This is a genomic window from Streptomyces doebereineriae (assembly GCF_031845645.1).
GTDB classification, from domain to species: Bacteria; Actinomycetota; Actinomycetes; order Streptomycetales; family Streptomycetaceae; genus Streptomyces; species Streptomyces canus.
Genome location: NZ_JAVREZ010000017.1, coordinates 84,362 through 110,940, shown reverse-complemented (window position 1 = coordinate 110,940; position 26,579 = coordinate 84,362). Strand labels below are relative to the sequence as shown.

The 26,579-nt window shown below is 70.7% G+C and carries 23 protein-coding genes and 1 pseudogene; 16 read left to right on the top strand and 8 right to left on the bottom strand.

Features of this window, described 5'->3' with window-relative positions:
• Positions 1-39 precede the first annotated feature (39 nt).
• From RNB18_RS37590 to RNB18_RS37580, 3 genes are all read left to right on the top strand, one after another.
• On the top strand, positions 40-1,494 hold the full coding sequence (locus tag RNB18_RS37590) for a tetratricopeptide repeat protein (RefSeq protein ID WP_311718578.1): 1,455 nt from the start codon (positions 40-42) through the stop codon (positions 1,492-1,494).
• A complete protein-coding gene (locus RNB18_RS37585) occupies positions 1,491-3,155 on the top strand; it encodes an urease accessory protein UreH domain-containing protein (protein WP_311718577.1) in 1,665 nt (554 codons plus the stop codon). Before RNB18_RS37590 ends, RNB18_RS37585 begins: the two co-directional genes overlap by 4 nt.
• A 72-nt stretch (positions 3,156-3,227) precedes the next feature.
• Complete coding sequence (locus RNB18_RS37580) at positions 3,228-4,805, top strand: serine/threonine-protein kinase (RefSeq protein WP_311718576.1); 1,578 nt, start codon at positions 3,228-3,230, stop codon at positions 4,803-4,805.
• A gap of 7 nt (positions 4,806-4,812) precedes the next feature.
• Here the strand turns inward: RNB18_RS37580 and RNB18_RS37575 are convergent, their stop codons facing one another.
• A complete protein-coding gene (locus RNB18_RS37575; RefSeq protein ID WP_311718574.1) occupies positions 4,813-5,607 on the bottom strand; it encodes an SGNH/GDSL hydrolase family protein in 795 nt (264 codons plus the stop codon).
• Positions 5,608-5,884: 277 nt separating this feature from the next.
• On the opposite strand from RNB18_RS37575, the gene RNB18_RS37570 reads away from it, so the two are divergent.
• The 7 genes from RNB18_RS37570 (at position 5,885) to RNB18_RS37540 (ending at position 15,530) form a co-directional block, all read left to right on the top strand.
• Entirely contained in the window at positions 5,885-7,093 is a 1,209-nt protein-coding gene (locus RNB18_RS37570; protein WP_311718573.1) for a S8 family peptidase, read from the top strand.
• 148 nt (positions 7,094-7,241) lie between these two features.
• A complete protein-coding gene (locus tag RNB18_RS37565; RefSeq protein ID WP_311718572.1) occupies positions 7,242-7,637 on the top strand; it encodes a hypothetical protein in 396 nt (131 codons plus the stop codon).
• Between the two features lies 1 nt (position 7,638).
• Complete coding sequence (locus RNB18_RS37560) at positions 7,639-8,760, top strand: GNAT family N-acetyltransferase (protein ID WP_311718571.1); 1,122 nt, start codon at positions 7,639-7,641, stop codon at positions 8,758-8,760.
• A 361-nt stretch (positions 8,761-9,121) separates the two neighbouring features.
• Positions 9,122-9,943 carry a glycosyltransferase family 2 protein gene (locus RNB18_RS37555; protein WP_311718570.1) on the top strand — a complete coding sequence of 274 codons (822 nt, stop codon included), beginning with the start codon at positions 9,122-9,124 and terminating at the stop codon, positions 9,941-9,943.
• Positions 9,940-10,929 carry a glycosyltransferase gene (locus tag RNB18_RS37550; RefSeq protein ID WP_311718568.1) on the top strand — a complete coding sequence of 330 codons (990 nt, stop codon included), beginning with the start codon at positions 9,940-9,942 and terminating at the stop codon, positions 10,927-10,929. Before RNB18_RS37555 ends, RNB18_RS37550 begins: the two co-directional genes overlap by 4 nt.
• Complete coding sequence (locus tag RNB18_RS37545; protein WP_311718567.1) at positions 10,922-11,722, top strand: polysaccharide deacetylase family protein; 801 nt, start codon at positions 10,922-10,924, stop codon at positions 11,720-11,722. The genes RNB18_RS37550 and RNB18_RS37545 overlap by 8 nt, the downstream gene beginning before the upstream one ends.
• A complete protein-coding gene (locus RNB18_RS37540; RefSeq protein WP_311718566.1) occupies positions 11,715-15,530 on the top strand; it encodes a lipopolysaccharide biosynthesis protein in 3,816 nt (1,271 codons plus the stop codon). The genes RNB18_RS37545 and RNB18_RS37540 overlap by 8 nt, the downstream gene beginning before the upstream one ends.
• Before the next feature lie 33 nt (positions 15,531-15,563).
• On the opposite strand, the gene RNB18_RS37535 is transcribed toward RNB18_RS37540, so the two are convergent.
• Positions 15,564-16,985: a GH39 family glycosyl hydrolase gene (locus tag RNB18_RS37535; RefSeq protein WP_311718564.1), complete on the bottom strand. Its 1,422-nt coding sequence runs from the start codon at positions 16,983-16,985 to the stop codon at positions 15,564-15,566.
• Positions 16,986-17,152: 167 nt separating this feature from the next.
• Here RNB18_RS37535 and RNB18_RS37530 point away from each other — a divergent pair, with 167 nt between their 5' ends.
• Positions 17,153-18,247 (top strand): DUF5925 domain-containing protein, encoded by a 1,095-nt coding sequence (locus RNB18_RS37530; RefSeq protein WP_311718563.1) that lies wholly within the window; start codon positions 17,153-17,155, stop codon positions 18,245-18,247.
• A 15-nt stretch (positions 18,248-18,262) separates the two neighbouring features.
• On the top strand, positions 18,263-18,994 hold the full coding sequence (locus tag RNB18_RS37525; protein ID WP_311718562.1) for a DUF72 domain-containing protein: 732 nt from the start codon (positions 18,263-18,265) through the stop codon (positions 18,992-18,994).
• Here the strand turns inward: RNB18_RS37525 and RNB18_RS37520 are convergent.
• A complete protein-coding gene (locus RNB18_RS37520) occupies positions 18,979-19,350 on the bottom strand; it encodes a GntR family transcriptional regulator (RefSeq protein ID WP_199873955.1) in 372 nt (123 codons plus the stop codon). The two genes, RNB18_RS37525 and RNB18_RS37520, sit on opposite strands and share 16 nt — an antisense overlap.
• Before the next feature lie 71 nt (positions 19,351-19,421).
• Here RNB18_RS37520 and RNB18_RS37515 point away from each other — a divergent pair, with 71 nt between their 5' ends.
• Positions 19,422-20,351, top strand: a complete 930-nt coding sequence (locus RNB18_RS37515) for a GNAT family N-acetyltransferase (RefSeq protein ID WP_311718561.1) — start codon at positions 19,422-19,424, stop codon at positions 20,349-20,351.
• Positions 20,332-20,883, top strand: a complete 552-nt coding sequence (locus tag RNB18_RS37510) for a DUF402 domain-containing protein (protein ID WP_311718560.1) — start codon at positions 20,332-20,334, stop codon at positions 20,881-20,883. The genes RNB18_RS37515 and RNB18_RS37510 overlap by 20 nt, the downstream gene beginning before the upstream one ends.
• Here the strand turns inward: RNB18_RS37510 and RNB18_RS37505 are convergent.
• On the bottom strand, positions 20,880-21,491 hold the full coding sequence (locus RNB18_RS37505) for a class I SAM-dependent methyltransferase (protein ID WP_311718559.1): 612 nt from the start codon (positions 21,489-21,491) through the stop codon (positions 20,880-20,882). The two genes, RNB18_RS37510 and RNB18_RS37505, sit on opposite strands and share 4 nt — an antisense overlap.
• A gap of 140 nt (positions 21,492-21,631) precedes the next feature.
• Here RNB18_RS37505 and RNB18_RS37500 point away from each other — a divergent pair, with 140 nt between their 5' ends.
• Positions 21,632-21,766, top strand: a complete 135-nt coding sequence (locus RNB18_RS37500; RefSeq protein ID WP_020117828.1) for a hypothetical protein — start codon at positions 21,632-21,634, stop codon at positions 21,764-21,766.
• Positions 21,767-21,787: 21 nt separating this feature from the next.
• Here RNB18_RS37500 and RNB18_RS37495 read toward each other — a convergent pair whose 3' ends face one another.
• Positions 21,788-22,237: a GNAT family N-acetyltransferase gene (locus RNB18_RS37495; RefSeq protein ID WP_311718557.1), complete on the bottom strand. Its 450-nt coding sequence runs from the start codon at positions 22,235-22,237 to the stop codon at positions 21,788-21,790.
• Positions 22,238-22,377: 140 nt separating this feature from the next.
• Here RNB18_RS37495 and RNB18_RS37490 point away from each other — a divergent pair, with 140 nt between their 5' ends.
• Positions 22,378-23,355, top strand: coding sequence for a lytic polysaccharide monooxygenase auxiliary activity family 9 protein (locus RNB18_RS37490; RefSeq protein ID WP_311718556.1), 978 nt, complete (start codon positions 22,378-22,380; stop codon positions 23,353-23,355).
• Between the two features lie 56 nt (positions 23,356-23,411).
• On the opposite strand, the gene RNB18_RS37485 is transcribed toward RNB18_RS37490, so the two are convergent.
• The 3 genes and pseudogenes from RNB18_RS37485 to RNB18_RS37475 all read right to left on the bottom strand — a co-directional run bounded on the left by RNB18_RS37485 (position 23,412) and on the right by RNB18_RS37475 (position 26,543).
• Positions 23,412-24,275, bottom strand: coding sequence for an esterase/lipase family protein (locus RNB18_RS37485; protein ID WP_311718555.1), 864 nt, complete (start codon positions 24,273-24,275; stop codon positions 23,412-23,414).
• A 171-nt stretch (positions 24,276-24,446) separates the two neighbouring features.
• The gene (locus RNB18_RS37480) at positions 24,447-24,890 is read right to left on the bottom strand and encodes a MarR family winged helix-turn-helix transcriptional regulator (protein WP_311718554.1); all 444 of its coding nucleotides are present in this window, start codon (positions 24,888-24,890) and stop codon (positions 24,447-24,449) included.
• 21 nt (positions 24,891-24,911) lie between these two features.
• Positions 24,912-26,543: pseudogene (locus RNB18_RS37475) on the bottom strand (IS200/IS605 family accessory protein TnpB-related protein).
• Between the last annotated feature and the right edge of the window lie 36 nt (positions 26,544-26,579).

Below are 26,579 nucleotides of genomic sequence, written 5' to 3'. Positions count from 1 at the left end.
GCGCCGCACCACACGATCACGAGCCAATCAGGAGAGGGCATGTCCGGGTCTACGACCGACAGCGCACCCGAGAACGAGCACGACGGATCGTCGGAGACCGTGGAGCCCTCTGCTCAGGCCGCCGAGGAGAAGGTCGCCGCCGTGCGGCGGGTCTCGGAGGCCGGGCGGCGCTGGCGGGCCGCTCAACTCGCCGGGTGCGCGGCTCTGTTGGCCGTCGCGCTGACCGGTGGGTCGATCGCCTTCGGGGCGCTGCGGGACGGCGGGACCACCACCGTCGCCAGTTCGTCGTCGGTGGTCTCGCCCGGGCTCATGGCCAGTGGGGACCTCGACGCGGGCATCAGGGCCGTTCAGGCCCATTTGCGCAGTCAGCCCAAGGACTTCGGCAGTTGGGCCACCCTCGGACTCGCCTACGTCGAACAGGCGCGGACCAAGGGTGATCCCTCCCGGTATCCGCAGGCCCAGCAGGCGCTCAAGAAGTCGCTGGAGTTGAAGGCCGACAACGAGCAGGGGCTCGCCGGTCTCGCCGCGCTCGCCGCGGCCCGGCACGACTTCAAGGATGCCCTGGCCTACGCCGACCGGGTGCTCAAGCAGAACCCCTACAACGAGCGCGCCCTGTCCTCCCGGATCGACGCCCTCGTCGAACTCGGCCGCTACGTCGAGGCGTCGAAGGCCGCCGACCTCGCGGACGAACGACGGCCGGGCATCCCGGTGTTCACCCGCTACGCGTACGTCCACGAGCTGCGCGGCGACGTCCGTACCGCCCGCTCGGTCCTGGAGCGGGCCCTGTCCACCGCGACCACTCCGGGCGACATCGCCTACGTGGCCACCGCGCTGGGTCAGCTCGCCTGGAACCAGGGCGACTACGACACGGCCCTGACCGACTACGCCCGCGCCCTCGCCGCCGACGACGCCTACCTTCCCGCTCTGGAGGGCCGGGCCCGTGCCCAGGCCGCGAGCGGGGACCGCGCCTCCGCGATCAAGGGCATGGAAGCCGTCGTGGCCCGGTATCCGCTGCCCGGGCCGCTCGTCGGGCTCGGGGAGCTGTACGAGGACCGGGGCGCCGACGGCGACGAGGCGAAGGCCAAGGACCAGTACGCGCTCGTGGACGCCTGGACGGCCCTCGCCCGGGCCAACGGCGTCAACGCCGACCTCGACACCGCGCTCGCCGCCGCCGACCACGGCGACAAGGCCTCCGCCCTGCGCGCCGCCCGCGCCGAGTGGGCTCGCCGGCACACCGTGCACACCGCGGACGCCCTGGCCTGGGCCCTGCACGTGAACGGGCGCGACAAGGAGGCCCTGCCGTACGCCCGGCAGGCCACCGCCACCGGCTACCGCAACGCCTCCTTCCTCTACCACCGCGGGATCATCGAACTCGCCACGGGCGACCGGAAGGAAGGCAGGAGCCATCTCGGCTCCGCCCTGAAGCTCAACCCCGGTTTCTCCCCCCTCGGCGCCCGCCAGGCCCGCAAGGCTCTCAAGGAGGCGTCCAAGTGAAGCCCCGCCGTCTGTTCGCGTCCCTCACGGCCGTCCTGACGGCGGCTTGTGCGCTCGCGCTGCTCCCTTCCAGCAGCGCGAGCGCCCACCCCCTCGGCAACTTCACCGTCAATCGGTACGACGGTCTCGTCGCCGGCCCCGGCGCGCTCCGCATCGATCACGTCGAGGACCTCGCCGAGATCCCGGCCACCCAGGCCAAGCCGGACATCGAGAAGCTCGGCATGACCGAGTGGGCGGCTCAGCGCTGCAAGAAGGCGGCGGAGGGCGGCAAGGTCACCGTCGACGGCCGTACGGTCGCCCTGACCGTGCGAGCCGGCCACGCGCGTGTGCGTCCCGGTCAGGCCGGGCTCGACACCCTCCGCGTGGAGTGCCGGCTCACCGCCCGCCTGCCCGAGGACGCCACGGTCACCCTCGGCTTCCACAGCGCGGGCACCGACTCCGGGCCCGGCTGGCGCGAGATCACCGCGCGCGGCGACCGGACGACGCTCACGAAGTCGGACGTGCCCACGAAGTCGGTCTCGGACGAACTGACCACCTACCCTCAGGAGTTGCTCTCCTCCCCCGCCGACACCGTGACCGCCTCACTGCGCGTGCGGCCCGGCGGCCCCGCCCTCACCGAAGAGCAGTCGGACGCCCCCGCCGCCTCCGTGCTGCCCCGCGGCGCCGACCGCTGGACCCGCGCCCTGGACTCCCTGGTCGCCCGGCACGACCTCACCGTCGGCTTCGCGGCGCTCGCCCTGCTCATCGCGGTCGTCCTCGGCGCGATGCACGCGCTGGCCCCGGGGCACGGCAAGACCCTGATGGCCGCGGTGGCGGCGGCTCGCGGTGGCAAGGCCCGGATGAAGGACGTTCTGCCGCTGGCCGCCTCCGTGACCGTCACCCACACCCTGGGCGTGGTCGCGCTGGGCCTCCTCGTCACGGCCGGCTCGGCGGCGGCCCCCTCGGTGATCGCCTGGCTGGGCATCGCGAGCGGGGTGCTGGTGACCGCGGCGGGCGTCACCCTGCTGCGCCGGGCCCTGCGCACCCGCGCTCACCAGCACGGGCACGGACACCCTCACGACCACCCCCACACGCACGACGCCGGGGAGCCCGAAGAGCGCTCCCTGGTCCTGGTCGCCGCCCACACCGAGACCGCCCCGGCGACGGCAGTCCCGGCGACGGCAGGGGCCCAGGCCCGGACGCACGCACACGCGCCCGGCCACACCCACGACCACCCGCACGGGCACGGCCACACCCACGACCATGACCACCCGCACCCCCATTCCCACGCCGTCGAACACACGCACGGCGGCTTCACCCACACCCACGCCGTCGCCCCCACCCTCCGCGGCACGATCCTCCTCGGCTTCGCCGGTGGGCTCGTGCCCAGCCCCTCCGCCGTCGTCGTGCTCGTCGGTGCCGCCGCGCTCGGGCAGGCCTGGTTCGGTCTGCTGCTGGTCGTGGCGTACGGCGTCGGACTGGCCCTGACCCTGACCGCGGCCGGATTCGCCGTCGTCAGGCTGGGCAGTGGAGTCACACGGCTGCTGGACAGGCGCCCCCGCCTGGCCGCCAGCCCGATGACCGCCCTGGTGCGCAGGACCGCGCCCCTGATGTCGGCGTTCGTCGTGGTGGCTCTTGGGGCAGGATTGGTGCTCAAGGGGGCGGCATCCGCACTCGGCTGAGCTACTTTTGTACAGAATCGTGCAACATCACGCGGAGTGGAGATTTCGCCCGGATGCGAATGGGGGACGCCCGTGTCCGAAGAACCGGGCAGTGAACGACTGATCGCGGGCCGCTATCGACTCCTGTCCCCGCTCGGCGAGGGCGGCATGGGAACCGTGTGGCGGGCCCGCGACGAGGTGCTGCACCGCGAGGTCGCCGTCAAGGAGGTGCGCGCGCCGCACGGACTGGCGACGTCCGAGGTCGAGCGGTTGTACGCCCGCCTCGAGCGCGAGGCGTGGGCGGCGGCGCGGGTCGCCAACCGCAACGTGGTGACGGTGTACGACGTGGCCACCCAGGACGGCCGCCCGTGGATCGTCATGGAGCTGGTGCGCGGCATCTCGCTCGCCGAGCTCCTGGACGCGGAGGGCCCCCTCAGCCCGCAGCGGACGGCGCACATCGGCGCCGAGGTGCTCTCCGCGCTGCGGGCCGCGCACGAGGCCGGGGTGCTGCACCGGGATGTGAAGCCGGCCAACGTGCTGCTGTCGAACGACGGCCGTGTGGTGCTCACCGACTTCGGCATCGCCCAGGTCGAGGGCAGTTCGGCGCTGACGATGACCGGCGAGGTCATCGGCTCGCCCGAGTTCCTCGCCCCGGAGCGGGCGCTGGGCCGCACTCCGGGTCCGGAGTCGGACCTGTGGTCGCTGGGCGTGCTGCTGTACGCCGCCGTCGAGGGCAACTCCCCCTTCCGGCAGACCACCCCTCTCAGCACCCTGCGCGCGATCGTGGACGAGGAGCTGCCGCCGCCGTACCGGGCCGGCCCGCTCACCCCGGTGATCGAGGGGCTGCTGCGCAAGGATCCGGCGGAGCGCCTGCCGGCCGACCGGGCCGAGCAGGAGCTGCGGATCATCGGGGCCGGGGGTACGCCCCGGGCGGGCACCGTGCAGGGGGCGCCGTACGCACCGACCATGGCGGCGCCCTTCCCGCAGGAGCCGCCGACGACCCCGTACCGTCCCGCGCCCACGCCGACCTCCACCCCCGTCACGACCTCCGGGCCCCCGGACCGCAATCGCCGCGCGACCGCCGTCCTGATCGCGGGGTTGGTGGTCCTCGCGCTGGCGATCGCAGGGCTGACGTACGGACTGCTGAACCGTGACAACGGCGACAAGGACGGGTCGACCGCCAAGGACACCGATCCGGCGGTGAGTTCACCCGCGCAGACCAAGACGGACGAGCCCAGCGACACCCCGTCACCCAGCCGGAGCGAGAGCACCACGAGCGCGCCGCCGCCGCAGTCGGTGAACGTCTCGCTGTCCGGTTCGAACACCGACTACACGGGCAGCTGTCCGCCGGACAAGTCGGCGGCGCCCAACTTCACGGCCACCTTGACGGTCGGCCGGCTCCCGGCGACGGTCACCTACCGCTGGGTGTCGAAGAACGGCTCGGTGAACGGCGGCTGGAAGACGCTCACGTTCCCGGCCGGTGGCGGCAGGACGCAGGAGGACAGGCGGTTCGTCACCACCGAGGACGACAGCGGGACGTTCGAGGACACCATCAGTGTGGAGGTCCGCGACCCCGTCGAGAAGACGTCCAACTCGGTCCCGTTCTCGCTGACCTGCGTGACGGAGACCCCGTCCGACACGGACGAGGCCTCCCCCACCGCATCCCCGTGAGGGGTGATCAGGCCGCGCTGTTCAGCACTGGAAGGTAGCCGCCGGACTGGCCGGCCGCCGTCGGGTGGTAGGACTCGCCGATGTTGAGCAGGTTGAGGCTGTGCAGCCAGGCGCTGCCGGAGCAGAGTTCGTGGCCGGTGAAGGTGGGGCGGACGTCTCCCCAGGCGAAGCCGTGGTTCGCGGCCCGCTTGGCGATCGCGGTGTCGAGGTAGTCGGCGGCGTCGTTGATCGCCTTCCGCTTGGTCTCGGAGAGGCCGAGGCAGGTGGCGCCGAGCTGGTAGAAGCGGGGGTAGCCGAGGACGACCACATGGGCGTTCGGGGCCCTGCTGCTGATCGCCGAGTAGACGTTGTCCAGTTGGCCCGGGAGCGTCGAGTCGACGTACGCCTTCGCGGTGTTGATCCGGGAGAGGCAGGAGCTGTCGGACTGGAGCACACAGGTCGTCATGACGTCGGCGAAGCCGGCGTCATTGCCGCCGATGGTGATCGAGACCAGGGCGGTGGCGGAGGTGAGCGGGGTCAGCTGACTCGCCAGAACATCACCCGTTCGGGCGCCTGAGCAAGCCGTGAAAGCGAAGGACGAGGGTGAGTTGGCGGCCGCCCAGAGGTAAGGGTAGGCCTTCGTGCTGCGCTTGCAGTCGCCGCTTGAACTGATGTAGCTGCCTGCGCCGACACCCGAGGAATAGGAGTCGCCCAGGGCCACATAGGGGCCTTCGGCGGCGTGGGCGGTGCCTGTCCCGGTGAGGACGGCGGCGAGGGCGAGGAGGAGCGAGCCGACGTACGCGGCAAATCGGGAACGTCTCATGGAACCTCCCTTTAGCAGGATCTCTGCCACATCTGTCGTAGCAACGACGCGAATCGACGGGAAGTGTCCATGCCAAAATCGACAATGATTTCGTGGGCATGACAGGTTTGTTGACGCCTCCTCAACTCCCTTGTTCTACCCCCGTAGATGGCCCAGCCTTTACCTCAGCCCGGAGCGGAACGCGACGCTCCTGGTCGTGTGCGCGAGCACGCGCACACCCCCCACGGACGCGCGCCCGACCCAGGCGCGCGTCGCCCATGAGGAGGACTCCCTCGTAATGGCACAACTGCGTAGCAAGAAGTTCCGGTTCGCCGCGATAACCACCCTGGCGACCACCGCCCTCGTCGGCGGGCTCACCGCCCTGCCCGCCGAGGCCGCCCCGGCCGAGGGCAGGGTCCTCGCCTCCGGCTCCCCCACGGCCGTCAAGGACAGCTACATCATCACCCTCAAGAAGCACGCGGGCTTCACGTCCTCGTCCAGCGAGGGCAAGGGGCTCATCAAGGAGTACGGCGGGACGGTCAAGAAGACCTTCGGTTCCGCGCTCAACGGGTACTCCGCCACGCTTTCGGCGACCGAGGCGAAGAGACTCGCCGCGGACCCGTCGGTGGCCTCCGTGGAGCAGAACCAGACCGTCCACCTGGCCGACACCACGCAGTCCAGTGCCCCGTGGGGCCTGGACCGCATCGACCAGGCCGCGCTCCCGCTCTCCGGCACGTACACCTACCCGGACACCGCGGGCAGCGGTGTCACGGCGTACGTCATCGACACCGGCGTCCGCATCACCCACAGCCAGATCAGCGGCCGCGCCTCCTACGGCTACGACGCCGTCGACGGCGACACCACCGCCTCCGACGGCAACGGCCACGGCACCCATGTGGCCACCACGATCGCGGGCTCCACCTACGGCGTCGCCAAGAAGGCGAAGGTCGTGGCGGTGCGCGTGCTCGACAACGCCGGTTCCGGCACCACCGCGGGCGTGATCGCGGGCATCGACTGGGTCACCAACAACCACTCCGGTCCCTCGGTCGCCAACCTGTCGCTCGGCGGCGGCGCGTCCAGCACCCTGGACACCGCGGTCAGGAACTCGATCGCGAGCGGCGTCACCTACGCCGTCGCGGCCGGCAACAGCAGCGCCAACGCCTCCTCGTACTCCCCGGCCCGCGTCACCGAGGCGATCACCGTCGGCGCCACCACCAGCACCGACGCCCAGGCCAGTTACTCCAACTACGGCTCGGTCCTGGACGTCTTCGCCCCCGGCTCCTCCATCACGGCGGGCTGGTACACCAGCGACACCGCGACCAACACCATCTCCGGTACGTCGATGGCGACCCCGCACGTCGCGGGCGCGGCCGCGGTCTATCTCGCCGGCCACACCTCGGCCACCCCGGCCCAGGTCGCCACGGCCCTGGTCAACGGTGCCACGTCCAACGCGGTCACCAGCCCCGGCACCGGCTCGCCCAACAAGCTCCTGAAGCTCGTCCCGTAGTAACTGAACAGGTGGCCCCGGGAGGTGTCTCACACCTCCCGGGGCCACACCCATGTCCAAGTCCGTACCAGTCGGCCTTGACGGCTCCCCCGGCACTGCGCGACATTGAAGCCCGGCATCCGGCGCTTTCTGGGGGGAAACGTCGCCCATGCAGACGACACGTATCGGAACATCCTCGAAGGCGTCGGGGAGAGACCTGACACCGCTGCTCGCGGGCGCCGCGACCGCCGTGGGGGGATTCGGCGCGCTGCTCGCGTTCTCCGGCTCCGACTCGCCGCTGCGCGCCCCGCTCACGCTCTTCTTCCTGCTCGCGGCACCCGCCGCCGGCATCGCCGCCGCACTGCGCGGCCTCGATCCGTTCGCCCGGGTGCTGGCCTCGCTGGCAGGCTCGGTCGTCCTCAACATGCTGGTGGCCCAGGGCATGCTGGCCACGCACCGATGGTCGGCGCGCGGCGGCGTCGCGGCGATGGCCGTGATCAGTGCCCTCATCCTGCTGCTGGTGCTGATGCGGCGGCGCCGTACGGCGAAGGGTCAGGACGCCTGACGTGGACATCAGCGTGTACCGCCCCGGCGAGCTGAGCGCCGCCGACCGGGCGGCGTGGAGCGCCATGCAGTCCAAGGCCCATCTGCAGGGCTCACCAGGGCTGGCGAACCCGTTCCTGTCCCCCGAGTTCGCGCTCGCGGTGGGCCGGTGCAGGCGGGGCGTGCGGATCGCCGTCGTACGGGAGCAGGACGAGCCAGCCGCGTTCTTACCGTTCCAGAGAACCGCCGCCGGTGTCGGCCGGGCCGTCGGCCTCGGCGTCTCGGACGCCCAGGGACTGGTGCACCGGCCCGGATTCACTTGGGACGCCCGGGAGTTGCTGCGCGCCTGCGGGCTCGCGGTCTGGGAGTTCGACCATCTGGTGGAGGGCCAGGGGCCGTTCGAGGCGGAAGCCTCCTGCAGGTTCCCCTCTCCGGTCATGGACGTCGACCAGGGGTACGAGACGTATCTGGCCGGACTGCGGGAACGCTCGCCGAAGTTCACCCGCACCACACTCGCCAAGGAACGCCGGCTGGTCCGCACGGCGAGCGAGGTGCGCTACGTCCACGACGAACGCGACCCGGCCGCCCTGCGCGTGCTGATGGACTGGAAGTCCGCCCAGTACCGCAGGACCGGCCGCAGCGACCGCTTCGCGCACGAGTGGATCGCCCGGCTGGTGGAGCAGTTGTTCCACACCCGGTCCGAGCCGTTCGCGGGGATCCTGTCGGTGCTGTACGCGGACGGGAAGCCGGTCGCCGCCCACTTCGGGCTGCGCACCGAGCGCGTCCTCGCGTGCTGGTTCCCGGCGTACGACCCGGAGTACGCGAAGTACTCCCCTGGCCTGATCCTGCATCTGCGCATGGCCGAGGCGGCCGCCGCCGACGGCGTCGCGTACCTCGATCTGGGCCGGGGGCAGAAGGAGTACAAGGACTCCCTGAAGACACGGGAACTGACCGTGTCGGAGGGGTGGGTGACCCGTCGGCACCCGGTCGCGGTCGGACACCGCGTCCGCCGGGTTCCGGCGCGGGCACTGCGCAACGCCGTGGTGGCGCGGCCGGAGCTGTTCGAACCCGCCGACAGGCTGCTGAAGAAAATGGGAAAGATCCGCTCCGGCGCGACTGTAACGGTCAAACCAACAAAAACGTGAGGCCTCGTTCCAGGTCTTGCCATACGGGTTCAATCGTCAATACCGTCATACATCACACCCGCACCGTCCCGTCATCGAGCGGCTCTAGGGGAGGGCTCAAGGACCGCGACGGGGGCGCGGGGCGCGGTAGGGGGGTGCCGTGCTCGGTGACCGCACTTGTCACCGAGTCGTGCCGCGCGACCGGCTGTCGTTTCTTTGAACAAGCACAGCACGACGGCGGTCGGCCAGCTTTGCCAGCTCACCCGGCAGGTACGGAGATTCCCTCCGGCATGCCGTGAGTGAGAACCCCCCTTTCGAACCGGAGCAACAAACCGGACCGCCCAGGGGCGGGCGGTCCACCGGACGAGAGGGAACCAGACTCATGAGTTCAGTTCTGCGCCCGGCGACTGCGGGCCAGGATGTGCCGACAGCCAGCCAGTACCGGCCCATCTCCACTCACCTGGCCATCACGCCACCGGTGAGTGTCGTCATACCCGCCATGAACGAGGCGGAGAACCTTCCGTACGTCTTCAAGACGCTGCCCGATTGGATCCACGAAGTGGTTCTGGTGGACGGCAACTCCACGGACGACACCGTCGCGGTGGCCCGCGAGCTGTGGCCCGAGGTGAAGGTCGTGAAGCAGCACGGCAAGGGCAAGGGGGACGCCCTGATCACCGGGTTCGAAGCCTGCACCGGTGACATCGTCGTCATGATCGACGCGGACGGCTCGGCCGACGGCAACGAGATCGTCTCCTATGTGTCCGCCCTGGTCTCGGGCGCGGACTTCGCCAAGGGGTCCCGCTTCGCCAACGGCGGCGGCACCGACGACATGACCTTCATCCGCAAACTCGGCAACTGGGCGCTGTGCACCATCGTCAACCGCAAGTTCGGCGCCCGCTACACGGATCTCTGCTACGGGTACAACGCCTTCTGGCGGCACTGCCTCGACAAGATCGACCTCGACTGCACGGGCTTCGAGGTGGAGACCCTGATGAACATCCGGGTGGTCAAGGCGGGGCTCAAGGTGCAGGAGATACCGAGCTACGAGTACCTCCGCATCCACGGCGCGAGCAATCTGCGGGCCGTCCGGGACGGGTTCCGGGTGCTCAAGGTGATCCTCGGGGAGCGGTCGAACCGGCGTGCGCTGCGCCGCCGCGCCCATCACTCGCCGATGCTCGACTCGCACCGGGGAGAGGTGTCTTGAGCGATCCCGACATCTCCGTCGTGATCTGCGTGTACACCGAGGACCGCTGGGAGGACATCCTCGCGGCGGTCGCCTCGGTGCGTACGCAGTCGTACCCGGCCCTGGAGACGCTGCTGGTCGTCGACCACAATCCGGTGCTTCTGGACCGACTGACCAAGGAGTACAAGGAAGTTCAGGAGGTCCGCGTGTTCGCCAACGCGGGCCCCCGCGGCCTGTCCGCGGGCCGCAACACGGGGATCGCCGCCGCGCGTGGCGAGGTGATCGCCTTCCTGGACGACGACGCCGTCGCCGAGCGGGACTGGCTGCGCCACTTCGCCTCGGGATACGCGGACCCGCGGGTCATGGCCGTCGGCGGCCGTACGATGCCGATCTGGGCGTCGGGACGCCGGCCTGCCTGGTTCCCCGAGGAGTTCGACTGGGTGGTCGGCTGCACCTACAAGGGCATTCCGTCCGGCCTGGTCCGGGTGCGCAACGTCCTGGGCGGCAACGCCTCCTTCCGTCGCAGCGCCTTCGACGCCGCGGGCGGATTCGCCACCGGCATCGGACGGGACGGCGACAAACGCCCGCTGGGCTGCGAGGAGACGGAGCTGTGCATCCGGCTGAGCCGGGCCAGACCGGACGCGGTCCTGCTGATCGACGACCGGGCGGTGATCCACCACCGGGTGCCCGAGGCGCGCGAGCACTTCGGGTACTTCCGCACGCGCGCGTACGCGGAGGGCCTGTCGAAGGCGCTCGTGGCCCGAAGTGTCGGCGCGGACAAGGGACTTGAGTCCGAGCGCCGGTACGCCACCCGGGTGCTTCCGGCCGGGGTGGTGCGCGGGCTGCGGGACGCCGCGCTGTCCCGGCCGGGGGGCGCGGGACGGGCGGGCGCGATCGTCGCCGGGGTGCTCACCGCGGCCGGCGGGTATGTCGTCGGCACCGTCCGGGCGCGGCGGGGCGGTGCCACGTTCGCGGTCGCGGACATCGAGGGGGAGAGAGATGGCTGAGCCGCCCGTACCGATCCTCATGTACCACGCGGTCGCCACCGACCCGAACGCCGCCACCCGCGTGCTGTCGGTGTCCCCGGAGGCCTTCGCCCGGCAGATGGAGATCGTCGCCGAGTCGGGGCTCACGCCGGTCAGGACCGCCGACCTCGCCGCCCGTTGGCGCGACGGCCGGCCGCTGCCCGAGCGGCCCGTCCTGATCACCTTCGACGACGGCTACGAAGGCGTCCACCGCCACGCCCAGCCCGTGCTCGCCAAGCACGGCTTCACGGCCACGGTGTTCGTCTCCACCGGCTGGATCCGGGGTGCGTACGACACGGGCGGCGGCCTGGACACCATGCTGGACTGGGACCAGGTCCGCGAACTCGCCGCGGCGGACGTCGAGATCGGCGGCCACACCCACACGCACCCGCAGCTCGACCAGCTCGACGACAGCGCGCTGCGCCACGAGCTGATCCACTCCCGGGAGATCGTCACCGACGAACTCGGCATCGCACCGGCCTCGCTCGCGTACCCGTACGGCTACTCCAGCCGCCGGGTGCGCGAGGCGGTACGCGAGACGGGGTACGGCCAGGCGCTCGCCGTGAACAACGGCCTGGCGCGCCGGAGCCAGGGGCCGTATGCGCTCACCCGCCTCACCGTGCGCCGCACCACCACGGCCGAGGAGTTCGAACGGCTCGTCCAGGGCCGTGCGATCGCCCGGGACTTCGCCAGGGACCGTGCCCTCACCAAGGGGTACGCGTTGGTCCGAAGAGCACGACAGGTCCGCCGGAAGGTCTCCCGTTCCCGTGTCTGACACGACGACCACGACCGAGCCCGAGTCGACCGCGGCGAAGGCGCCCGAGCAGTCGGGGCGCCGTCTTCGGCTGCCCGGCCTCGGCAGGGGCGGCGCGGGAGGCGGCAACCAGCTGTTCCGCAACGCCTACGCCCTGATGCTCAACACCGGTATCTCCGCCGTGCTGGGTCTCGGCTTCTGGCTGGCGGCCGCCCGCTACTACTCCGAGGCGGCGGTCGGCCAGGGCTCCGCCGCGATCGCCGCGATGAAACTCCTCGCGGGACTGACCGCGGTGACCCTGACCGGGGCGCTGGCCCGCTTCATACCGGTCGCGGGCCGCGCCACCGTGCGCCTCATCGCCCGTACGTACGCGGGCAGTTCGGTGATCGTGGCGATCGCCGCGGCCGTCTTCCTGCTCACCCTGGACATGTGGGGACCGTCGTACCGCTTCCTGCACGGGACGGTGAACGGCCTCGGCTTCATCGCCGCCGTCATCGCCTGGAACGTGCTCACCCTCCAGGACGGGGTGCTGACCGGGCTGCGCAGCGCGCTGTGGGTGCCGGTCGGCAACACCGTGTTCTCGGCGGTGAAGCTGGGACTCCTGGTCGCGTTCGCGGTGGCGATCCCGACGGCCGGTGTCTTCGTGTCGTGGGTCGCGGCGATCGCCGTCTCGGTGCTGCCGCTGGGCTGGATGGTGTTCCGGCGTCTGGCACCGCGCCATGTGAAGGCCACCGAGGACCATGCGAAGCCGCCTTCCCTCAGGGAGATCGGGCGTTTCCTCGCGGGCGACTACACCGGCTCGCTGTTCTCGCTCGCCGTGGTCTATCTGGTCCCGGTGATCGTGGCCTCCCAGGTCAGCTCCCAGGACAACGCCTACTTCTACATCACCACGACGATCGGCGGCACCTGCAACCTGCTCGCCATCAACATGGGCGCCTCCCTGACCGTCGAGGGCTCGCACGACCCCTCACGCCTGGCCGCCAACACCCGTGCCGCACTGAAGCGGATGGCGCGGATCATGCTGCCGGTGGCCGGCGTCCTGTTCTTCGGGGCGCCCTGGATCCTCGGTGTGTTCGGCTCGGGCTACGCGGACGCGGCCACCCCGCTGCTGCGCTGGTTCGCCGTCGGCGCGGTGCTCCGGGTCGTCATGGAGACGTACTTCGCGGTGCTGCGCGCGCAGAGCCGCACCTCCGGACTCGCCTGGCTGCAGGGCCTGTTGTGCCTGCTGGTGCTCGGTCTGACGCTGCTGCTCCTGCCCCGCATGGGGCTGACCGGAGCGGGCGTCGCCGAGATCTCCGCGCTCGCGGTGATCGTCGCGATCGCCGCGCCCAAGCTGTACCGGACGCTCCGGCACGCACCGGCCGCCGAGGTCCCCGCGAGCGCGGCTCCCGACGGCGACCTCGCCGACCTCGGGGCGCGTGAGGTACCGGCCGCCGGCCGCGCCCGCCGCCCCGGCTGGGCGCTCGACCAGGACACCCTCGCCCTGGGCATCCACGTCGACTTCGACCACCAGGAACGCCGTCCCGACGTACGCCCGGGTCCCGGCACCCCGCCCACGGGCACGCCCGTGCCGGGCGTGACGCGCGACCGGCCGACGTGGGCACTGCAGAAGCCGCCCGATCTGGGGCTGCCGGTGGAGGAGAGGGAGCCGGGCTCCGAGTCCTCCCTCGGGCCGTCCGAGGCGGAGGTGGACGCGCCGTTCGAGGTGACGTTCGACGCCGGCAAGGAGGTCGACGTACCGGAAGAGCCCGCCGTACCGGAGGAGGCGCCACAGTCCGCGGACCCGCCGCGTCCCGTGTCCTGGCGGGAGCGGCTGCAGCCCACCTGGCTCGGTGTGTTCCTCGGCTGTCTGCTGGCCGTCGCTCTGCTCCTGTACTGGGTGCCGGCCCTCGGCCTGGGCGAGGCCGACCTGGACCGGATGGGCGGGCTCGGGCTGATCTCGATCCTGCCGATGCCCACGCTGGTCGGCGCGGCGCTCCTGGTCGTGGTGTTCGCCTCGCTGCTCTGGCTGGGCCGTGAGCACAAGGCGCTGCTGCTGGTCACGCTGGTGGCGACCGTGTTCTCGCTGCACGCGCTGCCGGCGGTGATCGAGGCCGAGCCGCGGTTCGCGACGGCCTGGCAGCACCTCGGGTTCATCGACTACATCGACCGGACCGGCTCCGCGGTGCCCGACCTGGACGCCCGCTGGAGCTGGCCGGGCTTCTTCGCGGTGGCCGCGTTCGTGGCGCAGGCCTGCGGGGTCACGGACTTCACCGAGGTCATCCGCTGGTGGCCGACGGCGATCCAACTCCTCTACCTGGTGCCGATGTTCCTGCTCGTACGGCACATGCGGGCGAGCTGGCGGGCCAAGTGGACCGGTATCTGGATCTTCGTGCTGAGCGGCTGGGTCGGCCAGGACTACTTCTCCCCGCAGGGCTTCACCTATCTGCTGTACCTGGTGTTCGTGGCGGTCCTGCTCGTCTGGTTCCGCGCCCCGCGCGTGATCTGGACGAAGCGGCGGCCCGGCGAGGCCGAGGTCGAACCCACGAACCGCCGCCAACGAGCCGTCCTGCTCGCGGTGTTGATCGGTCTGTTCGCGGCGAGCGTGCCCGCCCACCAGCTCACCCCGTTCGTGATGCTCGGCGTGCTGGCGGCGCTCGTCCTGATCGGCCGCAGCGAACTGCGCGGTCTGCCCATCCTGTTCGCCGTCATGGTGGCCGCCTGGATCGGCTGGATGGCCGAGCCGTACTGGTCGGGTCACTTCGACGACCTGTTCGGCGGGGTCGGCGGGGTCGGCGGCAATGTGTCCTCGTCGGTCTCCGGCCGCATCGAGGGCGGCAGTTCGACCCACAAGCTGGTCCTGTACGTGCGCGTGCTGCTGGCGGGCGGGGTCATGGCCCTCGCCTGTTACGGCTGGTGGCGGCGGCGCGACCACAAGTACCGGGAAGCCGCGCTGCTCGTCCTCACCTTCGTGCCGTTCCTCGGCTTCGGCATGCAGTCGTACGGCGGCGAGATGGCCCTGCGTGTCTTCATGTTCGCCCTGCCGGGCGCCGGTCTGCTCGCCGCGCTGGCGCTCTTCCCGCGCACCGGCGTCACCGCGAAGGAGCGCGAGAAGGACCGGGTCAGTCTCGCTCCGGTGGCCGCGCTCATGGCGGGTCTGCTGCTCATCGGCGGCTTCCTGGTCGCCCGTTGGGGCAACGAGCCGTTCGAGCGGATCCAGCCCGGCGAGGTCGCCGCCATGGGCTACGTCTACGCGCACGACGATCCGACGGTCCGGGTGCTGTGGCTGTCCAACGACACGGTGAACAATGTGACGCCGGCGATGCCGTGGGGCGCGAAGGACATGGAGAAGGTGTCCTACGTGCCGACGCTGGCGCCTACCGACCCGGTGCTGGTGTCCGGGCTGGTGAAGTCGCTGAAGGACGCGGGCCCGAACTCGTATCTGATGGTCAACGTCAGCCAGGTCACGTATCTGCGTCTGGACGTGGGCTATTCGAGGACGTGGGAGCCGAGGCTGCTCGACAACCTCGACAGCCGCAAGGAGCTCAAGCGGGTCCTCACCAACGACGACGTGACCATGTACGCCCTGCGGGATCAGCCCGCGGGGAAGGTCCCGAAGGCCGATCCCGGGCCGATCGGGCCGCAGGTGACGTGGACGCCCTGGTCGGTGGTGGGGGCGCTGGCGGCGCTGGCGCTGATCCTGCTGCTCTCGGCCCGTGAGGTGGTGCGGGTCGCGGTGCGGCCGGGCGTGCGGCAGTTGCGGTGGCTGCAGAGCAGCTTCTGGTTCGCGCTGCCGCTGCTCGCGGTGTTCCTGGCGGCGCTGGTGCAGCGGTTCCTGACGATGAAGTGACGCCCTTCGGACGTCATTCGGAGGTCAAGTGGCTCAGCGGGTGAGCCACTTGACCTCGTACGCCTGCATGTCGAACTTCTTCCCGTCGATCTCAGCGCTGATCTGCCGATTCACGGTGTTCACCACCAGAACGGTCTTGCCGGTGGCAAGGACGCGGACGTTGGGCACGTCGTCGGCGGCGACGGAGACGTTCTCGTACGCGCTCCCCGGCGGGAAGGCCTTGCTGAACCGGCTGACGAGGTCGAACATCGGCAGCTTTCGACCGCCGCCGCTGCCGCTGGTCGGCGTCCAGAGACAGCCCGCGCAGCCCGTGCCCTTCTCGTTCTCCGGGTTCCAGTAGAGGGCGGAGGTGGTGCCGCCCTTGGCCAGCGCGATCATTCCGGCGGCCTGCACCGCGACCCGGCGGTTCTCGGACCAGCCCTCGCGTTCGTCCCGGCTGTCGGCGGGCTCGACGTAGTACTCGGCCCACCACAGCGGCAGGTTCCCGGTCTGCTGCCGCACCCACCGGCTCACCGCGGTGAACTTGTCGGTGGCCGCGAACTCGTTCGGCAGCAGCTCGTCGTCGTTGGTGTAGCTGGAGCCGTCCACGACCACGAAGTCGGCGCCGGCCTTGTTCCTGTTCCAGTAGTCGAAGGCGTCGAGGATCCGCTGGTCCATGGCGCCCCAGGCCCCCTTGAAGCCGGCGGAGGCGTCCTCGGAGCGCGGGTCGACGCTGTCCATCACGAGATACGGTCCGCCCACCATGATCTTGGGGTTGACCTTCTTCAGCGCCTTGTAGACCAGGTTGTAGAGCTGGGTGTAACCCTCGTAGTCCCAGCGGGCCTTCGCGTCGTTCCAGAAGCCCTTGAACTCGTTCCAGACGATGAAGTGGCGTACGTCCGGGTAGCGCTTGGCGACGGTCGCGGCGAGCGCGGCGTAGTCCTTGAAGTGCGCGGGATCCGGCGCGGTCTCCAGTGCCGCCTTGCTCCAGTCCGTGTTGCCGACGCCCGCCTCGCCGCCCTTCATCCAGTCCGGAGCGCAGCACAGGGTCACGATCGGTGTGGAGCCCGAGGCGCGGATGAAGTCGATGCGCCGGTCCAGGTCCTCGAAGTCGTAACGCCCCTTGACCGGCTCGGGGTTGTCGGCGCCCCAGCCCATGATGTGCTGGTTCTGCGGGACGCCGCCGGCGTCGGCCAGCAGTCCCTCGACGCGCTCGGTGGCGGTGGAGCTGCCCTCGTCGGCGCTGAACTGGGTGTGTGTGAACCCCCAGCCCACCTCCGGGGTCTCCGCGTCCGGCGTGCTCGTCGGAGTGCCGTGGACCTTGTCGCCGTTGCGCGAGGTGCCGTCGGTGCCCGCGCCGCTGCCCGGAAGCGTGTTGAGGAGGGTCACCACCAGCGCCAGAGCTACCGCGCCCACACCGAGCAGAGCGGTGAGCCGCCACCGCAGTGCCCCCGAATTCCACCCATGACGTCCCATTGAGGGCAACGGTATCCGCGAACACGCCTGTGCGGGCAGATGTCGGAGATGCACAGCTCCGTAACAGGACGTCGAGGACAGACCGGAAACGCGGGACGGCCGCGACACAACCGGCACACCACGGAAACCGGGTGCGGGTGGGGGTCCCGTGCCGGATCATGGGCGGCATGTCTGCCAACCCACACGACGCTCTGCCGATCCGGCTCAACGTCGACGACAGCGACTCACCGTCCGACGTCGTCGACGCGCTGTTCCTCGGCCGCTTCGCGACGGGCGAGCAGCCGTACTCCCACGCGGCCAACATCGACCGGGTCCGCACCGGGGCCACGCTCCTGCCGGCGGGCGCCCGGGTGCTGCGCGTCGCCCGCGACGACGACCGCAGCGCGACGCTCGCCGAGGGGGACGGCTGGACCCTGCTGATCTCCCGCTGGAACCGCGGCGCCGACGTCACCGTCACGGCCACCGACCCCGAGCTGGCCAAGAAGGTCCTCGACCAGGCCACCGACGGCGCGGCGGACGAGCCCGAGCCCCAGCCGGAGAACGTGACGATGGGCTTCTGGTACGTCTCCCCCAGGCGCGGCCCGCACCGCACGACCCGCCAGATCTCCGCGGGCACCTGGGACGAGGTCCGGGACAACTACACGGCACCGGTCGCGGACGCGATGAACACCCTGATGAAGACGACCCCGGAGGACATCGCGGGCCGTCTGCTCCTGCTCCACGGCCCGCCCGGCACCGGCAAGACCTCCGCCCTGCGTACGCTGGCCCGCTCCTGGCGGGACTGGTGCCAGGTGGACTGCGTCCTGGACCCGGAGCGGCTGTTCAGCGACGTCGGTTATCTGATGGACATCGCGATCGGCGAGGACGACTCGACGGGCAAGGGCCGCTGGCGGCTGTTGCTCCTGGAGGACTGCGACGAGCTGATCCGCGGCGAGGCGAAGCACACGGCGGGCCAGGCCCTGTCGCGCCTGCTGAATCTCACCGACGGCTTGCTGGGCCAGGGCCGCAACGTCCTGGTGGGCGTCACGACCAACGAGGACCTGGAGCGCCTGCACCCCGCCGTTGTCCGCCCCGGCCGCTGTCTGGCCCGCATCGAGGTGGGCCCGCTGACCCGCCGGGAGGCGGTGGGCTGGCTCGGCACCGAGGAGGGCGTGGGCCGTGAGGGAGCGACCCTGGCGGAGCTGTACGCACTGCGCCGGGGGACGTCACCGACGGCGGTGCCGGAACCGCGGCCCGGGGCGGACGCGGGGCTGTACCTGTAGTGCTTTCATAGGTCTATGACCCTGTTCGTCGGCACGTCGGGGTGGCAGTACAAGGACTGGCGGGGCGTCCTCTACCCCGACGGCGTCCCCGTGCGGCTCTGGCTGGAGCAGTACGCCGAGCACTTCCCGACGGTCGAGATCAACAACGCGTTCTACCGGCTGCCGACCCGGGAGACCTTCGAGGCGTGGCGGGAGCGGGTGCCGGGGGACTTCGTGGTGGCGGTGAAGGCGAGCCGGTACCTGACCCACATCAAGCGGCTGAAGGACCCCGAGGAGCCGGTGCACCGCCTGATGAGCCACGCGGAGGGGCTGGGCCCGCGTCTGGGCCCGGTGCTGCTCCAGCTCCCCCCGACCCTGCGGGCCGACCCGCAGCTGCTGGATGCCTGCCTGTCCTGTTTCCCGTCGTCGACCCGGGTCGCGGTGGAACCCCGCCACGAGTCCTGGTGGACGCCGGAGACCAGAAAGGTCCTGGAGTCCCGCGGCGCGGCCCTGTGCTGGGCCGACGTCCGCGCCCGCCCGGTGACCCCGCTCTGGCGCACCGCCGACTGGGGGTACGTCCGGTTCCACGAGGGCCGGGCGCGGGCGTGGCCGCACTACGGCAGACGGTCCCTGGAGACCTGGGCCGAGCGGATCGAGAAGACCTGGTCCGAGGACGAGGACGTGTACGCGTACTTCAACAACGACCCGAACGGGGCCGCCGTGCGGAACGCGCAGCTGTTCGCCTCGCTGTCTCAGTCCTCCCCGTAGGCCGCCCGCAGCGCGTCCCGTACGGCCGCCAAGGCGTCGTTCTCCGTGAGCCCCAGTCGCCGGGCCCGCTCGACATACGCCTGGGCGGCCGATGCCAGCCCCCGTTCGGCGGCCGAGCCGGCGGCGGCAACGAACGTGCCGTTGCGCCCCCGTGTCTCGATCACCCCGTCGCTCTCCAGCGCCCGATACGCCTTGGCGACGGTGTTCGCGGCGAGCCCGAGCGACTCGGCGAGCCCGCGCACGGTCGGCAGCCGGTACCCCACCGGCAGCACCCCCGCCCGCGCCTGCCCGGAGATCTGCACCCGCACCTGCTCGTACGGCGGGGCGCTGTCGTCGATGTGGATCTTCAAGGTCACGAGCCGATTGTCCCGCACCCACCGGAAAATGAGAGGCACTCGTGCGACGCCCCCACGTAACGTGCGCCTTCATGACCGTGATCGTGCGCGATCTGCGCCCCCAGGACCCGGCCGACGTCGAGGCCTTCACGCACGCCCGCCATCTGGCCCTTCCCCACGTGCTGTGGGCCCCGGCCGGCGTCATTCACCGTACGATCCACACCCACCCGGACGCCCGCTACCGCTCCCTCGTCGCGGAGGAGGAGGGCGAGGTGATCGGCACGGCCCAGGTCGGCCTCGCCCACGACAGCCCGGAGCCGGGCCGCGGTTACCTCAACATCTACGTACGCCCGGACCGCACCCGGCGCGGCGCCGGCGCCCTCCTCGTCCGCATCGCCGAGGAGCATCTGGCGGCGCACGGCGCGACCAGGCTGTACTCCTGGGTGCTGGACGAGCCGCAGAACCGCACGTTCGCCGAACGGCACGGCTATCGGGCCGGCCGCTCCGCGCACTTCCTGCGCCTGGACCTGACGAACGGCACGCTGCCCCCGCTGCGGACCCCTCCCCCGGGCGTCGAACTGCGCACCGCCGCCGACTTCGCCGACGACCCGCGCCCCTTCTTCGAGCTGGACGCGGAGACGGCGGGAGACGAACCGAGCGATGTGGGCACCGAGTTCACGGACTACGACGCGTGGATCGAGGAGAACTGGAAACATCCGCTCCTCGACCATGCCCTGACCACGATCGCCCTGGTCGACGGCCGCCCCGCCGCCTTCAGCGTCGCCCACACCGACGGTGCCGGCCGCTATGCCACCGCCATGACGGGAACCGCCCGCGCCTTCCGCGGCCGGGGCCTGGCCAAGCTCGCCAAGAACGCCTCCCTGCACCGCGCCCGCGCCGCCGGCTGCACGGAGTCCCTCACCGGCAACGACGCCGGCAACGAACCCATGCTCGCGATCAACAAGTGGTTCGGATACGAGATCTGCGCCACGGAGGTACGTCATGTCCGCGAACTCACCTGAGTCCCTTCAGCGTGTGGACGTCGTCCTGCTCAAGGCGGGGCGCACGAAGATCCGTTACGAGGCCGAGCTCCTCACCGACGACGGCACCCGCATCACCGTGCGAGCCCCCTGGGCGGGCGAGGGCGTCCGCGACTTCGGTTTCGTCCGCTTCGAGGCCGGCGACGTCTTCACCGAGCACTACTGGCGGGACCGCTGGTACGCCGTCAAGGAGGTCCGTTCCTCGGACGGCACCCTGAAGGGCTGGTACTGCGACATCACCCGCCCGGCCTCGCTGAACGGCGCCGAGTTGGTCGTGGAGGACCTGGACCTGGACCTGTGGGTCTCGGCCGACGGCACGGACGTACTGCGCCTGGACGAGGACGAGTTCGAGGAGAGCGGTCTCAGGGAGAGGGACCCGGGAGCGGCGTCAGCGGCACTGGCAGCTCTGGACGACTTGGAGGCCATGGCCCACCCCATCAGGGGCGCGGGGAACGGCGCGACCAGCCCCCACGAACCCGCAGCCGACACCCAACCCCCCTTCCCACCCCTTTAGTCGCCCCTCACCACCACCGCATACCGCTCGTCATCCACGTCCTTCCCCCACAGCAGAGAGTCCCCCGAAAGCCGCTCCACGCGCACGCTCCCACCGAGCGGCTCCGCCAGCCCGCTCACCACCTCGGCCGATATACCAACCGCCCCCCAGACCCCCTCCACCAGCACCAACCGCCCACCCGGCCGCAACAACCCCCACCACCGCCGCAGCACCCGCCCAGGATCCGGCAAGGCCCACAGCACATGTCGGCCGAGGACCACATCGAACCGCTGCTCCCCCACCGGAGGGTGCGCGGCGTCACCGACCAGGAACGCCGCGTCACGCCCGGCGAGCTTGGCGCGCGCCAGTTCCACCATGGCCGGCGAAAGATCCACCCCGGTCACCCGATGCCCCTGCTCGGCCGCGAGGAGTGACAGGCTGCCGGTCCCGCACCCGAGATCGAGGACGTCGGACGCCCTTCCCGGCAGCCACCCCCGCAGCCGCTCGGCCCAAGCGCCCCTTACCTCGGGGTCCCGCAACCCGTGATCCGGCTCCTCGTCGAAGGACCCCGCTTCGGCGTCCCAGTCCACGTCCGCCGCGCCACCCCTGCCGTCACTGTTCTCCGTCATGCGCCCAAGAGTGACACCCGCCACTGACACTCGAATCGTGACAGCCGCCACTGACAGACCGGTAACCGATGAGGAACTCTCCACAAAAGGGTCTACCTCCGTGAGAACGCGGAACTCGGTAGGCACTGAAGGAGGCAGCCATGCGCCGTACCACCGTGCAGAAGCCCCTGAAGAGGACGGATGCCCGGCGACTCCCCGAGGAGGCCGACGAGCGCCCCGCGGGACGACCCGAGGTCCGCAAGGACATCGCGCGGACCTGGTGGCCCGACGGCTGACGGCGGCAGGCGCGCCCCGTATCAGACCAGTCGCTTGCGGTAGTGGACGCGGTCGTATGGCCCGTCCACTCGCCGTTCCACGACCTCATAACCGAACTTCGGATAGATCTCCTGGTTCTCCCACATCATCGCGTTCGTGTAGAGCCTGACCTCGGGCAGCCCCAGCGCACGCGCGTGTGCCTCGACGAACCGCAGCAGCCGTCCACCCACGCCCTGCCCCTGGGCGTCGGGGCGGACGGCGATGTTGTCGAGGTAGAGGTGGTCGGGGTGCTCCTCGACCACCACGAGTCCGACCACCGGGTCGCCGGTGACGAACACCTGCCCCGCGGCCACGTTCGCCGCGTGGTCCCGCTCCATGGGCTGCGGTACGCGTCCGATGCGCTCGATGTAGTGCTCGTACGCCGCGTCGGTCAGGGCCTTCACAGTCGGCACGTCGGCCGCCTCGGCAGGTCGGATCTCGTCGTTCGTCATGCGCGCACGGTAACTGTCTGATCTCCGCCTCAGCACTCCCTTAAGAGGGCCATAAAGATCGCCACCGCACGTCACAAGCTGGGGATTTCACGGTTTCTTTGATCCGGCACCCATCAGTACCGGTTCCGAGGAGATCCCCCATGCCCGCACGCCGCAAGGCCGCAGCCGTCGTCGCCGTCGGCCTGACCCCGCTCGCCCTGACCACACTGGCCGCCGGGCCCGCGTCCGCACACGGCTCGATGGGCGACCCGGTCAGCCGGGTCTCGCAGTGCTACGCGGAGGGCCCCGAGAGCCCGACGTCGGACGCGTGCAGGGCGGCGGTGGCGGCGGGCGGCACGCAGGCGCTCTACGACTGGAACGGCATCCGCATCGGCGACGCGAACGGACGCCACCAGGAGCGGATCCCGGACGGCCGGCTGTGCAGCGCGAACAACGACGAGTTCAAGGGGCTCGACCTGGCCCGCGCCGACTGGCCGGCGACGAGCGTGAGCAGTGGGTCGTACACCTTCAAGTACCGCGTGACCGCTCCGCACAAGGGCACCTTCACGGTGTACCTCACCAAGTCGGGCTACGACCCGGCGCAGCCGCTGGGCTGGGACGACCTGGACCTGTCGAACCCGGTCGCGACGGCCACCGACCCGGTCGCCTCGGGCGGCTTCTACACGTTCTCCGGCACGCTCCCGGAGCGCTCCGGGAAGCAGCTCCTGTATGCGGTCTGGCAGCGCTCGGACAGTCCGGAGGCGTTCTACTCCTGCTCGGACGTGACCTTCGGCGGCGACTCCGGTGGCACGGCGAGCAGTCCGACCCCGGCCCCGAGCGCCTCCGCTCCCTCCGAGGAGCAGATCGAGGACGGCACCGGCAAGTCGACGGTGGAGCACGACGGGCACGGTGACGACGACGCGAGTACGTCGGCGGAGCCGGTGGCCGAAACGGCGAGCGTTCCGGCCAACGACGTGAAGGCGGCGGGCACTTCGCAGAACCTCGCCGAGACGGGTGGGGACAGCAGCACGTCGTATCTCGCGATGGGCGGTGCTGCCACGCTCGCGGCCGGCGCGGCGATCCTGTTCGGTTCGGTGCGGCGGCGCGCGGCGAACGGCGGTGCACGGCACGGCCGTTGACCGAACGATCTCCGGGGCCTGACCGGCGGCTCAGGCCGGACAGGCCCCGGCGTCGGTCAACTGAACGCCGACGCGCAGGTGGTGGGGGTGGCGTGGACGGGGTCGAGGGCGTTGGCCACCTCGTGGAAGGCGATCCGGTCGAACAGCCCGATGGCCACGTGCTCGGAGAGATCGAGCGCGCACAGGTCCTGCAGCAGGACGTTGTGGACGCCGGATCCGCTGAGGAACTGACTCCGGTACGGCGTGACGACCTCGTCGTACTTGGTGGCGAGGACGGTGTACTTGACGCCGGGGACGGTGTCGCCGCCTTCGTTGAGTTTGGTGAGGAAGGGGGAGCCGACGACCTGGTCGGCGAGGGCCGGGGTGTTGGTGGTGAGCAGGTCCTGGATACCCGGGAAGTACGGCAGCAGGCTGGTCAGGCCCGACAGGGTGGTCCCGTGGTTGTCGGGGGCGATCCCGACGAGGGCGTTCACCTTGGCGGCTCCGCCGAGGAACTTGAGGTAGTAGCGGGGCATCAGGCCGCCCTGCGAGTGACCGACGAGGTCGGTCTCGGGGGCGCCGGTGGCGGCGAGCACCTTGTCGACGAAGGTCTTCAGCTGCTCCGCCGACTTGTCGATGGGACCGAGGCCGTGGAAGAGGGGGACTCCGGACAGTTGGCCGTAGTCGAAGGAGAAGACGCAGTAGTCGCGGTTCTCCAGGTAGGGGGCGAGGGCCAGCCAGTTGTCCACGGAGTTGGCGAAGGTGCCGTGGACGAGAACGACGGGGCGGGGGTGCGCGGCGGAGGGCTTGCACGTGTAATCGTTCCAGCCGCGGCTGGGAGCCTGGGCGGCTTGGGCGACTCCGGCGGCGGGGACGAGGGCGACCGCGGCGGTCAGGAGCAGGGCGGCCAGGGGTCTGAGGGCTCGTTTCCAGGGCAGCATCGTGTGATCTCCTTGCGGCTCAAGGGAGTTGCGATGGCCTTACGCCCTGTGATCCGGATCACGAGGATGCTGTTCAATTCGAAAGTTACGGACGAGTAGTGCACTTGTGAAGTTACGCGTCAGTAAAAACTTGCAGTGTTAACCGCGCCGGATGCATCTACTGATGAACCATCACCAGGCGGGCCTGATGGGACCATGGGGAGCAATGCGCCCCAATCGGTCGCACAACGCGCGCACATCACTCTCACCGAGCACATCGATCCACGACCGCACGGCCTCCGCGGCGGCCTCCTCCGCCGCACGCGTGCAGGCCCATCCCCGCTCGGTCAGCACGACGAGCCGGGCCCGCGCGTCCACGGGATGCGGCCGCCGCTCGGCGTACCCCTTGCGCACGATCTCCTCGACCAACTGGCTCGCGGCCTGCTTGGTCACGCCGAGATGGCCGGCCAGCTCCGTAACCGTGGCCCCGTCCGGCGCGAGCCGCGTGAAAGCGAAGCCCCAGGCGGGCCGCGCCTCGAACCCCCGGGCCACGACCCCGTCATTGATGCGCTGGGTCAGGTCACCGGCGGCGGCGAGCAGGGCGGCGGCCAGGGCGAGGGCTTCGGAGTTCTGCACTCAGGCATTGAAACACCGCTCCTAGGGACTGAGCGGGAGTGAGTCCTGTTGCCAGGTCTCGTGCTCAGCCGAACGCCCCGAACGGTGTTGGGCGTTCTGGTTGCCCGCGTACGCTCCGCGTCCGGGCGGCACGGATCGTGTCCGTGGTCCGGGGATGCGGGGGCGGGTTCCCTCACGCCCGGGAACGCCCGGTCCGGCCTGGACGGTCCGATGCCCCTGCTCATCACTCCGGTGAGCAGGGGGCGGTGCCGTCCGTCGCCGGATCGGGTGTCCCTGGGCGCGCCTTCCGATCACCACGGCAGCAGCATCATGGCGAGTGGTCTTACGGTTCGTCGTGGTGAGGGGCTTCTGCCAGTGCTGGGCGCCCCACTTCGAGGTGTAGGCCGGGTCGACGGCGATGACCACGATGCCCGTCTGGTCGGCCATCGACGCCAGCCGGGCGCGGAGCTTACCGGTGGGCAAGCCGGAGATCAGCTGACGGAACCGCCTCTTGCGGCCGTGCTTCTCCCGGGTCTTCTCGGCGGCGAAGTCCAGGTCCTCCACCGCGATCGCCTGCACACCACAAGCGCGGGCCCAGTAAAGCAAGCCGGTCAGGGCGTGGCGGACCTGGGCGTCCCGATGGGGCGCGCTGCCGGTCAGATCGTAGAAGAAGCGGCGCGGGGCGCCGGTCGGGTTGCCGTGGACGTCGAGGCGCCAGGCGGCCAGATGATCCGCATTCATGTCGACGCCGATCACACCGTGCGCGAGCGCGGCCTCGATCGAGAGAGCGGGGGTGAGCGGGAGCTGCCAGAAGGCGGTCAGGTACCAGCGGTCCCGGCCGGCGTCGTAGTGCATGCGGTAGGCGAGTGCCCGGTTGGCCGCGACGCGGTCGGCCCACTCGGTGCCCCGGTGCGCGAACGTGACCCGGCAGGCCAGGACATACCGTCCGTGCGGGGCGTTCGCCAGATGGGTGAGCGGCGCGGGCAGCTTGATACTCACCTCACCATCGGGGCTGACGCGGATCGTCTCGTTGCCATACCGCTTGCCCGACTCACCGTCCGCCTGGCAGAACCAGCGCTCCGCCTCCCAACGCTCGCGCCATGCGCCCTCGGTCAGCCCGGCCGCCTCCAGGTGGTGCCGGGCGCGGGCCAGACGCTTGCCACCCCGCACGACGTGCACGATGCCGGCCTCGCGGTCGGCCCGCGCGGCAGCCAGCCGGTCCTGAAGCACCCGCAGCCGCCGGGACTTCGCATGCCACTCCCGCCGCGACCGGTAACCCCCCGGCGCCCCATTGGGCCCCTTGTGGCCGATCGGCTGGGACAGCCGGTCCTCGATCGTGCGGATGCCCGCTTCCAGGTTCTGGATGTGCGCCGACTGACCACGCCGGGCCAGCGCCCACTGGTCGTGCGAGGCCTTGGTGATACTGCCCGCCCACCGCGACGACGAGAGCGGCGTCAACTCCCGCTTACGCACCGCCCACGCCTGACCGGAATGCTCCAGGCCGTCCCGGCAGCGCGCCTTGAGATCCTTCGAGGCCAGCGACCCCAGATGTCCGCCGACCTGGCGCAACACCTTCTCATCGCCGGGCGTCAGCTGCTTGAGGCGGGTCCGCCCGGCCCCACCCGACGATCCCGTCGCCATGGGAAACGAGCACCACCCGTGAAGGTCACGCATTCGATGAGGGAACGCCAGTTCCTCGCTGAAACCGAC